General features: G+C 42.2%; 13 protein-coding genes. 3 read left to right on the top strand and 10 right to left on the bottom strand.

Features of this window, described 5'->3' with window-relative positions; translation table 11 throughout:
* Positions 1–12: 12 nt before the first annotated feature.
* From trxB to B5Y40_RS20150, 6 genes are all read right to left on the bottom strand, one after another.
* Complete coding sequence (gene trxB / locus B5Y40_RS20125) at positions 13–960, bottom strand: thioredoxin-disulfide reductase (RefSeq protein WP_079688648.1); 948 nt, start codon at positions 958–960, stop codon at positions 13–15.
* A gap of 78 nt (positions 961–1,038) precedes the next feature.
* Positions 1,039–1,902 carry a sigma-70 family RNA polymerase sigma factor gene (locus B5Y40_RS20130; RefSeq protein ID WP_073130761.1) on the bottom strand — a complete coding sequence of 288 codons (864 nt, stop codon included), beginning with the start codon at positions 1,900–1,902 and terminating at the stop codon, positions 1,039–1,041.
* A gap of 86 nt (positions 1,903–1,988) precedes the next feature.
* Positions 1,989–4,136, bottom strand: a complete 2,148-nt coding sequence (gene pnp, locus B5Y40_RS20135; protein WP_079689276.1) for a polyribonucleotide nucleotidyltransferase — start codon at positions 4,134–4,136, stop codon at positions 1,989–1,991.
* 101 nt (positions 4,137–4,237) lie between these two features.
* Entirely contained in the window at positions 4,238–4,513 is a 276-nt protein-coding gene (rpsO, locus tag B5Y40_RS20140) for a 30S ribosomal protein S15 (RefSeq protein WP_079688649.1), read from the bottom strand.
* A gap of 87 nt (positions 4,514–4,600) precedes the next feature.
* Positions 4,601–6,445 (bottom strand): LptF/LptG family permease, encoded by a 1,845-nt coding sequence (locus B5Y40_RS20145; protein ID WP_159453754.1) that lies wholly within the window; start codon positions 6,443–6,445, stop codon positions 4,601–4,603.
* A 95-nt stretch (positions 6,446–6,540) separates the two neighbouring features.
* The gene (locus tag B5Y40_RS20150) at positions 6,541–6,957 is read right to left on the bottom strand and encodes an START-like domain-containing protein (RefSeq protein WP_245840671.1); all 417 of its coding nucleotides are present in this window, start codon (positions 6,955–6,957) and stop codon (positions 6,541–6,543) included.
* Between the two features lie 325 nt (positions 6,958–7,282).
* Here B5Y40_RS20150 and B5Y40_RS20155 point away from each other — a divergent pair, with 325 nt between their 5' ends.
* Together B5Y40_RS20155 and B5Y40_RS20160 are read left to right on the top strand one after the other, a co-directional pair.
* Complete coding sequence (locus B5Y40_RS20155; protein ID WP_079688651.1) at positions 7,283–7,795, top strand: hypothetical protein; 513 nt, start codon at positions 7,283–7,285, stop codon at positions 7,793–7,795.
* 49 nt (positions 7,796–7,844) lie between these two features.
* On the top strand, positions 7,845–8,699 hold the full coding sequence (locus B5Y40_RS20160; protein ID WP_079688652.1) for a DUF3667 domain-containing protein: 855 nt from the start codon (positions 7,845–7,847) through the stop codon (positions 8,697–8,699).
* A gap of 47 nt (positions 8,700–8,746) precedes the next feature.
* Here the strand turns inward: B5Y40_RS20160 and B5Y40_RS20165 are convergent, their stop codons facing one another.
* The 4 genes from B5Y40_RS20165 to B5Y40_RS20180 form a co-directional block, all read right to left on the bottom strand.
* A complete protein-coding gene (locus B5Y40_RS20165) occupies positions 8,747–9,367 on the bottom strand; it encodes a tetratricopeptide repeat protein (protein WP_079688653.1) in 621 nt (206 codons plus the stop codon).
* Between the two features lie 113 nt (positions 9,368–9,480).
* Positions 9,481–10,338 carry a non-homologous end joining protein Ku gene (gene ku, locus B5Y40_RS20170; protein ID WP_079688654.1) on the bottom strand — a complete coding sequence of 286 codons (858 nt, stop codon included), beginning with the start codon at positions 10,336–10,338 and terminating at the stop codon, positions 9,481–9,483.
* 131 nt (positions 10,339–10,469) lie between these two features.
* On the bottom strand, positions 10,470–11,183 hold the full coding sequence (locus tag B5Y40_RS20175) for a LytR/AlgR family response regulator transcription factor (RefSeq protein WP_079688655.1): 714 nt from the start codon (positions 11,181–11,183) through the stop codon (positions 10,470–10,472).
* Positions 11,180–12,187, bottom strand: coding sequence for a sensor histidine kinase (locus B5Y40_RS20180; RefSeq protein ID WP_159453755.1), 1,008 nt, complete (start codon positions 12,185–12,187; stop codon positions 11,180–11,182). The genes B5Y40_RS20175 and B5Y40_RS20180 overlap by 4 nt, the downstream gene beginning before the upstream one ends.
* A 220-nt stretch (positions 12,188–12,407) precedes the next feature.
* On the opposite strand from B5Y40_RS20180, the gene B5Y40_RS20185 reads away from it, so the two are divergent.
* Positions 12,408–13,283: an alpha/beta fold hydrolase gene (locus B5Y40_RS20185; protein ID WP_079688657.1), complete on the top strand. Its 876-nt coding sequence runs from the start codon at positions 12,408–12,410 to the stop codon at positions 13,281–13,283.
* Positions 13,284–13,319 lie beyond the last annotated feature (36 nt).

Consider the following 13,319-nt stretch of genomic DNA (forward strand, 5'->3'; position numbering starts at 1 on the left):
TGATAAAAGTAATCAGACTGTTTGTAATTCTTTTGCTACCAGGAACTTCTCTGCATCGAGTGCTCCCATACAACCTGTGCCTGCCGCAGTAATCGCCTGGCGGTATATCTTATCGGCTGCGTCACCTACTGCAAACACGCCTTCTATATTTGTCTTCGTTGAACCGGCCTGAACTTTAATATAGCCGGTCTCGTCCATTTCAATATAATCTTTGAAGATGTCGGTGTTCGGCTTATGTCCGATGGCAAGGAAGAAGCCTTGCAAGGTGATTACTTTCTTCTCACCGGTTTTATTATTTACTAGACGTACTCCGGTAACACCACTATCGTCACCTAGAATCTCTTCCGTTTCTGTATTCCAATGCACTTCGATGTTCGGCGTGTTCACTACACGATTCTGCATGATCTTCGAAGCACGCATCTCATCGCGTCTCACGATGAGGTGAACCTTTGTACAAAGCTTGGACAAGTAAGTTGCTTCTTCGGCAGCTGAATCACCAGCACCTACTACTGCTACTTCCTTACCACGATAAAAATAACCATCGCATACAGCACATGCCGAAACGCCTCTATTGTAAAACTTCTCTTCCGAAGGAAGTCCTAGATATTTTGCCGTTGCACCTGTAGCAATGATTATCGATTCAGCAATCACCTCATCTTTCTCATCGATCGTTACCTTGTGTGGATAGCCTGAAAAATCAACCGCCGTAACCAGGCCGTAGTTGATCTTGGTACCAAACCGCTCTGCCTGTTTCTGAAGATCCATCATCATCTGAGGACCATTTATTCCTTCCGGGTAGCCTGGAAAATTCTCAACATCATTGGTAGTGGTAAGCTGACCTCCTGGTTGGCCTCCGGTATAAAGTACAGGTTTTAACCCTGCACGTGCCGCGTAAATTGCTGCTGTATATCCAGCTGGGCCAGAGCCGATGATGAGGACTTTCACTTCTTCTTTTGTCATAAAAACATATTTGGTAGGATAACAAAATAAAAGGTCTCGGAATTCGAGACCCTTAAAATATTTCAGAAAAATTGATTTTTAACCGAGGTAAGGCTTTAAAGCTTTACTTCTTGATGTGTGGCGAAGACGTCTGATGGCCTTTTCCTTGATCTGGCGAACACGCTCGCGTGTCAGATTGAACTTCTCTCCAATCTCTTCCAGGGTCATAGAATGCTCTCCATTCAGACCAAAATAAAGCGTGATTACATCTGCCTCACGTTGCGTTAACGTTGAAAGCGCACGCTGTACTTCTCTTCTCAGCGAGTCGTTCATCAGACCGGAGTCTGGTGTTTCTTCACTGTCGTTCTCCAACACATCCAACAAACTGTTTTCTTCGCCTTGAACAAATGGAGCATCCATGGAAACATGGCGGCCCGAAATTTTCATGGTGTCAACAACTTCTGCAGTAGTTACATCCAGCACTTCAGCGAGTTCTTCCGGGGAAGGTTCGCGTTCATACTTTTGTTCAAGTTCAGAAAACGTCTTGGAGATTTTGTTTAATGATCCTACCCTGTTCAAAGGCAAACGAACAATACGGGATTGCTCTGCCAATGCCTGTAGGATTGACTGACGAATCCACCATACGGCATAGGAGATAAATTTGAAACCACGAGTCTCATCGAAACGTTGAGCAGCTTTGATCAAACCTAAATTACCTTCATTGATAAGATCACCCAATGAAAGTCCCTGATTCTGATATTGCTTGGCTACAGATACAACGAAACGCAAGTTTGCTTTTGTGAGCTTCTCTAATGCTATTTGATCACCTTCTTTTATACGCTTCGCCAACTCAACTTCTTCATCTGGCGTAAGGAGGTCAACCTTACCAATCTCCTGGAGATATTTATCCAACGACTGGCTTTCTCGGTTAGTAATTTGTTTACTGATCTTAAGCTGTCTCATGTTTACTAATCTTTGCTCTGTTTTACGTTCGTTTGGTTAACAATATACTGTTAAAAGTTAGTTCCTGTCAATGAATGGGTGTACGATTATTCCGCTGCTGTAGTTTCCTTCTTTGGAGGTCTTGGCAGCAATACTTTTCTGGATAGACGGAATTTACCCGTTTTCTTATCTACCTCGATCAGTTTTACTTTTATCTCTTCACCAACTTCGAGCACACCTTCCATCGTTTCGAGGCGTTCCCATTTAATTTCAGAGATGTGCAGCAAGCCATCTTTACCTGGCATGAATTCTACGAACGCTCCGAATGGCATAATGGATTTAACTTTTCCATCATATACTTCTCCAACTTCAGGAACGGCCACGATGCCTCTGATGCGTCTTAAGGCTGCATCCATTACTTCTTTGGTATTCGCGAAGACGTTTACTACACCTTTATTGTTAACTTCTTCAATAACGACTGTTGCACCCGTTGTGTTTTGGATATCCTGAACAACTTTACCTCCAGGGCCGATTATCGCTCCAATCATCTCTTTCTCAATGATCACAGTTTCAGCACGTGGTGTATGTGGTTTCAGATCAGCGCGAGGAACAGCGATGGTTTTCTTCATTTCATTAAGAATATGAAGTCTACCTTCCCTTGCTTGTAACAACGCTTCTTTCAATACTTCATACGTAAGTCCATCAACCTTAAGGTCCATCTGGCAAGCCGTTATACCTTGCTCAGTTCCCGTAACTTTGAAGTCCATATCACCAAGATGATCTTCATCTCCGAGGATATCGGAAAGAATTGCATACTTGCCTGTTTCACTATCCGAGATCATACCCATTGCTATACCAGACACAAGTCCTTTAACAGGTAAACCAGCATCCATCAACGCAAGCGAACCAGCGCAAACTGTTGCCATGGATGACGAACCATTTGATTCCAGAATATCGGATACAATACGGATGGTATAGGGATTCTTTTCATCAGGAGGAAGCACTTGCTTCAATGCTCTGAAGGCCAGGTTACCGTGACCAACTTCGCGTCTTCCAGGACCTCTGTTTGGCTTCACTTCACCGGTTGAAAAACCAGGGAAGTTATAATGCAGGATGAACTTGCTTGATCCGGAGATCATCGCTCCATCGATCATCTGCTCATCAAGCTTGGTACCGAGCGTTACCGTTGTGAGTGACTGTGTTTCACCTCTGGTGAAAATCGCTGAACCATGGGTTGAAGGAAGGTAATCAACTTCAGACCATATCGTTCTGATTTCCCGTGTTTTACGGCCATCAAGACGAACATTTTCATTAAGCGAAAGATTACGTGCTGCCTTCTTTACAATCTCTTTGTAATAACGTTTTACAAGCGACTTGTTAACCGTTGTGTCTTCTGGTAATGACTCCAGATATTCATCCAGCGGTTTTGAAAGTGCTTCAGATCTAAGCTTTTTATTTTTGATCAATTGAGCCGCAGCAGCATAAACCTGATCATAGAATTTTGACCATAGTTCAACGCGAAGAGTCTCATCGTTATCTTCGTGATTATATACTCGCTTTTCTTTACGGCCGACAGCGTCTGCAAATTCAATTTGTACTTTACATTGCTCAATGATTGCTTCATGAGCGATCTTCAATGCTTCCAGCATTTCTTCTTCACTCACTTCTTTCATTTCACCTTCCACCATCAAAATATTTTCAATGGAAGCTGCTACGATAAGATCGATATCAGCACGATTCTTATCAGCCATAGAAGGGTTGATAACGAATTTACCATCCACGCGTGCTACGCGTACTTCAGAGATTGGTCCCTGGAAAGGTATATCAGAAATTGATAAAGCAGCTGATGCTGCGAACGCTGCTAAAGCATCCGGCAGAGCTCCTTCATCACCAGAGATCAGGTAAATCATCACCTGCGTATCTGCATGGTAGTCATTGGGAAAAAGAGGACGGATCGCGCGGTCAACCAGGCGGCTGATCAACACTTCATAATCCGATAATTTACTTTCACGTTTCAAAAATCCACCGGGCACTTTACCGGTAGAGGCAAATTTTTCCTGGTAGTCAACAGACAATGGAAGGAAGTCTGTTCCTTCTTTAGCATCCTGAGCAGACACTACCGTAGCAAGCAACATGGTGTTGCCCATTCTCAATACAACAGAACCATCTGCCTGGCGGGCAAGCTTTCCGGTTTCTATAATTATCTCGCGGCCATCGGGCAGCTTACAAGATTTAGTAATAACAGTCGGTTTCATAAAATAGATAGTTGGAGGCATACCCACACAGGTTTACCTCAATTTTTAAAAATGCAAAAAGGGAACCTTTGTACGGGTTCCCTTCGGGGAATGTAGAATTCTTATTTTCTAAGCTCGAGATCCGCCAGAATTGCTCTGTAGCGTTCGATGTTTGTGTTCTGGAGGTAGTTTAGCAGCTTTTTACGCTTACCTACCAATTTCATCAAGCCTTGTTGTGTCGAAAAGTCTTTCTTATTTTCTTTCAGGTGTTCGGTCAAATGGTTGATCCGATGTGTGAACAGGGCAATCTGTGACTCAGGCGAACCTGTTTCTTCTTTCTTTTTGCCGAAGCCATGCTTGGTAAACAGACCTTGTTTGATTTCAGTAGCTAAATACATCTAAAAAATATTTTATATCTTTATTTCAGGGGGCAAAGGTAAGCCATAATGGCCGAATTTTCCAAAAAGTAGGCAAACTTTTGATATTTAAACCGGTTGCGATTGATTGCCTTTTCGTTTTTTGATAAACCAAAGCTTTACTTTATCCACTACAACACTGTAAAAATCAGCTTCAAACAATCTGGCATCAATGCGAGCCTGACGCAGGAAGAACAAGCCCGTAATAAACAATAGGGCATCCGCCATCCAAACACCAGCCACAATACTGAGGCTTCCTTGCTTGGCGAGCTTCTCCCCTTGCATCGTTAATACATAGTATACTATAAAGAATAGGATAGATACCAGAAACGGAACACCCAGTCCTCCGCGCTTTATGATGGCGCCCAAAGGTGCACCGATCAGGAACATAGCAATACAGGCAAAAGAGCTCGCAAAGATTTTATGCCATTGAATCTCGAAAATGCGCAGCTCGGTGGTATAATTATCTATACTTCCATTTGCGTTTTGCACCTGGCTCTTCACTTGCCGGGCCATGTTTGCTGCACCCTGCAATACCTCGGAGGTGGGTTCACTCTTAAATACACTATCAACTTTAGCCTGAAATGCAGAATCAGACATCGGGATTTTCTTTTTGGGTGGAGCGGCGATTACCACATTTTTAGCGTCAGCTTTTTTTGGAAGACTTTTACCGGCCGGCTTTCGTACTGGCTTACGCTTCACATTTTGTAACGCGAATTTTTTATCATCCCGTCTTCTCTCAGGCGGGCGCTTCAAAGAGGCTGCTACTTCTTCCTTACTTTTAACAGCAGCTTTATTCTCTACTTTGCTTTTAACAGCAGGTTTACTTTCAACTTTCGGTTTTGCCGTATCTTTCGCTTCGACTTTCTCTACGGTTGGAGGAACCGGCTTTGCATCGTGCGGCATCATTTTATCCCGATAGGGAAGACTATTAATAGAATCACGATAAAGCTTATGCGCATATACCTCGGGAGGCATAATGGTGGTGTCTTTTCGAAAGTAGTAATTGAAGTAACTCGGCCTGTATAAATAATGATTCAGTCGCTGACTGAGAATCTCTTTTCTTACCGAGTCTATATCTCCATTCAATTGACCGAGGTTACGCATGATCCGATTGCTCTGAAACCATTTCTTATCCGTGCGGTCCATTTGAAATGAAGACAGGTCGAACACAACCTGGGTCTTTGCAAATTTACTACGACTCAATGTTTCAGAGTTCCGGTTCTTCTTCTGCCCTATTACTTCGCGCTCATTGCTGGCACCTTCGGTGTAATTAAAACCATTGAACAACTCGAACTTCAAGTAGCGCTCGTTCAGTATTGTCTGCATTCTTCCTGAATCTGCAATGGTCACTTCCTTGTTGCCATCGTTCTTACGGTGATCGTATACAATTACATCCTTCAATGTAATGCCATCGGGAAACTTCTTATTTACTTTTATACTGATGTCATTGATGCCGTTGTAAAAACTTCCTTCGCGCAGATCAAGTGCGGGCTTCTTTTGTTTGATGTCGTATAGCAGACTATATGCTTCGAGTGCAGACTTGGGCACAAGATCGTTGTTGGCGTAGAACGCGACAGCTGTTAATACCAATACAAAAAAGAATATAGGTCTTAGTACGCGTACCAGTGAAACGCCAGATGCCTTGATAGCAGTGAGTTCGAAATGTTCTCCTAAATTTCCAAACGCGATCAGGGATGATAACAAAACTGCCAGTGGCATCGCGGTGGGTACGGTGAACACTGCAAAATGAAAAAAAAGTTGCCCGAGCGTCCAATAGTCCAACCCCTTCCCTATAATGTCATCGAAATATTTTAACATGTTTACGTTAAGCAAGATGAAGACAACGACCAGGAAGGTAATGAGGAACGGACCTATGATGGCATCTAAGACTAGTTTGTCTATTTTTTTCATACGGAGCATAAGCTCAAAAATAAAGCCAATGCGAACGATTCAAAACTGAAATGAAATAATACGTTGGAAAATATACTTGTGAAGTGAGAGCTTAACTACCCTCCCACCGTTTTACGAAGTGCTTCAATCAATCCACCCCAAAGATCCTGCAACTCTTTATGGTCATCAAAGTCTGAGTAATCCATAACTTTCAAATATACAGATTGGGTAAGCTCGTTGAACTCAAGCCTGAGTTCAAAGTATGAAGGATCTTTAGAGTCCTCTTCATTCTCCGGAAGAAATTCAAAACGAGCGAAGTGATTGGTACGATGTGCAGACTGCTTTGCTTTATGCTCTTCGTTATCCCAGAAGAAAGTAAAGGACTTGTCTTCATTGTTGATTCGAACATCTTCGGCAAACCACTCAGCAAGACCACTGGCTGTCTGTATATATGGATACAACATCTTTATAGAAGCATGGATCTCATAATCTGCGGTGAATAATTTTTTCTTTGACATGCTCAGTGTTGCCATGAGTTGTGCGTGCTTGGGGATTGAATATAGAGCATTTTTAGGATTATGACAAAATAAAAAAACGTGGCAACTTTTCGATATATTAAAAAGCTCCACGTGCCCGATAAAAATAGTTGAAGAGTCGTCAGACTTTCAAACGAGCTTTCTTGATAAAGCAAAAGACACAAAGACCAATTTGAATTAAAGCAGTAGACAGTAGTGCTAAAAGTACTCCCATAGGTCAGAGGTTTATTTCTTGACCAAATGTAAACGGCAAATTCAAAAAGCTTTATTTTGAAAGGTTTATCGGCTGCTCGTTACGGCCAATTGATCAAATAACCTTTCAATGGATTTAGCGAAAGAAATACTTAAAGAACATACAAGAAGACAAGCTGTTAAAATAGCTGATTATGTGGGAGATAATAACATTCGCTTTAAAGCTTTGGTTGATACGTATTTAAAGGGCCCCTACCGCATTACACAAAGGGGCGCCTGGCCGTTGAGCCTGTGTATCGAGCGGCATCCGGATCTTATTAAACCTCATCTGAAAAAGATACTTCGCTTCCTTCATCAACCCGGAATTCATGATGCCGTGAAGCGCAACACCATGCGGCTGCTCCAGTTTATAGAGATCCCTAAATCGCTTCATGGCGAAGTCGCCTCGCTCTGCTTTCAATATCTGGAACAAAAAAATGAGCCTGTTGCTGTGAAAGCTTTTTCAATGACAGTACTGAGCAACATCATCAAAAATGAACCGGATCTAAAAAAAGAATTAAAAATCATACTTGAAGATCAACTGCCCTATGCTTCGCCAGGGTTTACCGTTCGGGCCAAGAAAGTATTAAAGGAGATAGCATAAAGTTCGGATACTTTATACCGAAGAGACACTTACTAACTACCTGTCAACAATGGATAACCTCTCCTTGCAAGAACACGTCTGTAAAAGTTGTGATCATAAATTTGTCGGACTGTATTGTAATCTCTGTGGAGAGAAAGTGATTGAACCTAAAGACCGGAAGTTCAAATCATTTTTAGGGAATGTACTTGTAGCGACCACGTTTATCGACAACAAATTTCTCAAGTCGATGTGGTCAACTATATCAAAACCAGGATTTCTTTCCCGTGAATATGTCGATGGCCGCAGAGTAATGTATATGCGCCCGCTTCAGATGTTCTTCATCCTGAACCTGATCTATTTTCTTTTCCCGGTATTGCAGATGTTTAACTCTTCGCTCTATACGCAATTGAATGTATTGCCCCATAGCAAGCTCGCGCGCAAGGTCGTTGCCGAACAATTGAAGCAAGAAGGAATGACTCTTTCGGGATTCGAGTTGATGTATAATGATAAAACTACCGGCCTGGCCAAGCTTCTGATTGTAATTTTCGTAGTACTCGCCTCACTCCCCTTAAGCCTGATCTTCCGCAAGAAGAATCGTTACTTTACAGATCATGTGGCCTTCTCTGTTGAACTCACGAGTTTCAATCTGGCTGTAAATGCTATCGGGTTAACGCTGGTCTTCGCCTTGATCAGCAAGATTTTTCGTGTTGGTCATTCCGGTTATGGAGTATATTTGAACGACCTCACCCTTACCATCATCTTTGTATCTACGAACCTATACTTTATATTTTACGCTGCGCGAACATTTTACCAGCAGCGTGGCAAGCGACTGATCTTAAAAGCCTTTGCCGGTATATTAGGATTATTTCTTGCGCTCGAAGTATATAGATTCCTGCTGTTTTTTATTACCATCTGGACCATGTAGCCCGCACGTTGTAATGAAATGTATTCGGTGATGGATTACAGATTGCCTTAGCCGATAACACTTGAAGACAGCTTCAGAATCAACTCGTCTACCTGACTGTGCTCACTTTGTGGCGTTAACTGGCGATAATGTTTTAGCGCCTGTATGGCTTGCGGAAATTCCTTATTCATGGCCAACGTAAGGCCTAGATTAAAATGACTGTTAGGGAACGTTGGTTCGATTTCAATCGACACTTCATAATGCACTTTTGCCAATGCAAAGTTACCGACCTCTGCATATAGGTTGGCGAGATTATAATGCGCTTCAAAATGCCGCGGCTCTTCTTTGAGACACTTGGTAAAAAAATCAATAGCCTTGGTGTTCTGCGCTTCCTTGAACTCGAGGATTCCAAGATTGCAATATGCATCTGCAACAGAATCGTGTTCTTCGATGGCTTTGAGATAACGACTTTTCGCGGCAGTTTTATCGCCTTGATCGTCCAGCATGAGCGCCTCTTCAAATACGGTAAGCTGGTTGAGCCTTACAACCTTTCCACCCGTGAAAAGATTGAGCTGTCCAGGTTTTTCCAATTCTCTCCTCTTACCTTGCTGCTGCTTTTTATGGCGCGCAGGTTGCGGCCCGAATTTCTCGGGAACAGGATTGACTTTGAATTGGATTATTTTTGCCACGGAGCAAAGTTAAGCGTTATCTGTTAAATAATAGCTAACTACACAAAACGCAGCTTATTGTGTTAAAACCCTTTTTTTAAGGGAAGGTCAAAACGTAATTTCTATCCGAGCCTTTAACTCGCTTTTCGCTTTGCAGTCTTGGCAGGCTTTTCCTTTTCAGCTTTGACTTTCTTAGCAGTTTCACCTTTAGCTTTTTCCATTGGCTTCTTGGCAGCATCGATGCTGGCTTTGAGGGCCGTCATGATATCAACAACCTTCGGAGCTTCTTCGGTACGCATCACGATTTCTTTACCGGCTATTTTTGCATCGATGATATCTTTCAAAGCTTCATAATAGTGGTCCTTCATCTCGATGTTCGAGAACTTCGTTGTCATGGAATCTACCAGTGTCTTTGCGAGCTTCAACTGTTCCTTCTCAGGTTTTACATCGATTAGCTGAGGTACTTCACGCATGCTCCGAACTTCATTCGGATAACGAAGACGATACATTACCATCCCTCCTTCGTGTGGCGAGAGCAATACGGGAGTTTCGCGGTCGCGTAGTACAACTTTTCCTACTGCTATTCTGCCTGTCTCTTTTAAAGTATGACTTAACAGTCCGTATGTTTTAGCAGCAACATCACCATCGGGACCGATATAATAAGGAGCTTCATATAGTGTAGGATGTACCTCCGATGAATCAACAAAACCTTCGATCTCAATTACTTTTTCACTCTTGAGTTTTACCTTATCGAGATCTTCCTGATCGATGATTACATATTGACCTGGTTCATATTGAAATCCTTTTGTGATATCTTCTGTGCGAAGGGTCTGACCCGTTACTTTATCTTTCTTTTCATAACTCACTGGATTATGGCCCTCTTTGGTAAGAAGATTGAAACTGATGGTTTGACCAGAATCAATGGCATTGTAAATTCTGACAGGGATTGTTACCAGTGAAAATTGGATGTGTCCTTTCCAGATAGCACGCATAATCTACTTAGTTTAAAAAATGAAATGAACGATACTAAAGTACTGACAATGAATTATATTATCAAAATATAAAGTCGTCTTTTTTCAAATCTTATTCTAAAAATTTCCATGCCACGATAAAGAGAATGCTTTTAATTCTTTAAAAGTCGTTCCAGGATCTCGGACTTCTTTTCCCTGCTCAGCGGCAACTTCTTGTTGCCAACGATCACTTCATTACCATCTATAGATGAGATCGCTTTGATGGAAGCTATATAGGATTTGTGAATTCGTATAAAGGAAGGAGCCGGAAGAATCTCCTCTATATTTTTCATCCGCAGCAGCGTCATGAATTGTTTGGCAGCGGTGTGAATCACAATATAGTTTTCCATCCCTTCTACATAAAGCACGTCATCAAAGTGGATCTTCTCGTACCGGTAGTCGCACTTCACAAAGAAGAAATCCTCCCGTATGGCTGGCTCTTGTTTTTCAGTCGTCCTTGTCTTCAACTCAAAAAAGTCACGGGCCTTATTTACAGCTTTCAGGAATCGATCAAAAGGAAAAGGCTTGACCAAATAATCAAGTACATCGAGCTCGTATCCCTGCAAAGCAAAATTTGGATACGCGGTCGTCATGATTACCATCGGTGGTTCTTTGATGGACTTCAGAAAATCTATACCGGTGATCTTTGGCATCTGTATATCGAGAAACATGAGATCGACCGGGGCACTCGACAAAACCTTATTTGCTTCCAACGCATTTTCACACGCAGCCTTTACTTCCAGGAAGTCAATGTCCTGTATGTAGTTGAGCAATCCCTCGCGTGCGAGCGGCTCGTCTTCAACTACGATGGTCCGTATTTTCCTCATGCTATTTTCAAAGATAACGTAACAGAATATGTACCAGGCTTCTCTTCTATAGCAAGCTGGTATTGATCGGGATATAGTAACTCCAGTCTTCGCTTTACATTCTTGAGGCCAATCCCCCCTACTGTGTTTCGTGGCAGGTTCTCGTGTGTATTAAAGAATGTCACAACGAGCTGGCTATCGGTGCGCAACAGTTTCACCCGAATGGTATTTGCGAAATCCGGATAATTCGAAACGTACTTAAAAGCATTCTCCAGAAAAGGAATCAACATAAAGGGTGCAATCAGAAATCCACTCATCATCCCTTCACTTGAATACTCCACGTGAACCCTATCGCCTTTCCTGATTTTCTCCAGCGCGATATAATTCTGGATATACTCCAGTTCTTTCTCGACTGGTATTTTTTCATCCGAGCAATCGTACAACTGAAAGCGAAGCAGGTCGCTTAGCTTAATCAAAGTTTCGGATGCTTTATCCGGATCTTTCTTGATCAGGAAGTAAACGCTGTTGATAGCATTAAACAGAAAATGTGGGTTGACCTGTGCTTTCAGATATTGCAACTCGGTTTCCAGGCGTTGCCGTTCGGATAGTATTTTATCCCGGATAAGTTTAGCGCCCCCCAGCATACACACCATGGAAAACGTACTCATAAAACCATAGACGAATGCTTGCCCAAAATTAAACTTATACATTTCCGGAACTCCTGTCATATTCAGGTATAGCCCGGTGGCAAGCATTCCAGAAAATATAATCAGTGCCAGCGCTGTTGATAAAAAGAACAAAGCATAACGCTGCTTATTAAGAAACTTCGGCAATAGGAAATATACGATTGTATAAAAGGCAGACGCATTAAAGACTGTATACAATACGGTATTGATAAACACCAGATTGAAGGGATATACCCGCTGGTAAAAAGAAAGCCAGAAAACAAAATAGATAACCCAGAACAGTATATGATGAACCTTATACCGAAGGAAGGCTTGTCCAAAATTAGTTTTCAGTCTCATGATGATTGAAAGTAAGCAAGATCTTATTAATCCAGAATATTTCATTGACCAACCGTATGAACGCATTGACAAATTGTGTTAACCATTCCGAAATGGCTTTTATATCGGTCTTGAATCCACTTCGACACGATGGTCAATCGAAAAATGCAGTTAGTCAATAATAATTTCAGGAGCCGCACAGGCTTCGTTGTTTTGATCCATCAATCAAACACAACAAATTATGAAACACATTTTCTCTCTGCCAACCATCGGATTATTGATTGCCCTGCTCGCTGCCAATAGCATTGTATCACATGGGCAACAACTTTTTACTGTGGAAGTAAAAGGTAAGGGTAAACCGATGATCCTCATTCACGGCCTGACGTGCAGTGGTGATGTATGGAAAGAAACCGTAGCACATTACCAGGATAAATATGAATGTCATATTCTGACGCTGGCTGGTTTTGGCGGCAACGCTCCTGCCGTGAAAGATAAATTTCTGTCGGCTGTGAAAGATGATGTGATCAGCTACGCAAAAACTAAAAAGTTAAAGAAGCCGGTTATCGTAGGACATAGCATGGGAGCTTTCCTAGCATTATGGGCTGCCGCTTCTGCTCCGGATCAATTTGAAAAAGTAATCGCAGTAGATGGTGTAGCGTTCATGCCTGCCTTACAAATGCCGGGTGCTACTGTTGAAAGTGCTAAGCCCATGGCTGATAACACGTATAAGATGATGAGCAACCAGACGCATGAACAATTCGATGCGAATACCAGAATGTATTTAGGCTCTATGATCACCAGCCAGCAACATATAGATGAAGTCATGGCGATTGCACAAAAAGCGGATGTTAAAACACAAGCACAGGTTATGTATGAATTGATGTCCACGGACCTTCGTGAAACTGTTTCATCGATTGGTTGCCCGGTACTTTTAATGGGCGCCTGGATTGCCTATAAAAACTATGGCGTCACGCATGAATCTGCCGTAGCCATGTATACAGCACAAATGACAAACGTTAAAAAAGCTTCCGTTGAAATAAACGATACGGCCAAGCACTTTATCTTCTACGATGACCCAGCCTGGTTCTTTCAAAAGGCAGATGCCTTTCTGAACTAATATATAGTGTATTGAGTCGCAATAGTATATATACCC

The sequence above is a fragment of the Ohtaekwangia koreensis genome (assembly GCF_900167975.1).
Lineage (GTDB): Bacteria > Bacteroidota > Bacteroidia > Cytophagales > Cyclobacteriaceae > Ohtaekwangia > Ohtaekwangia koreensis.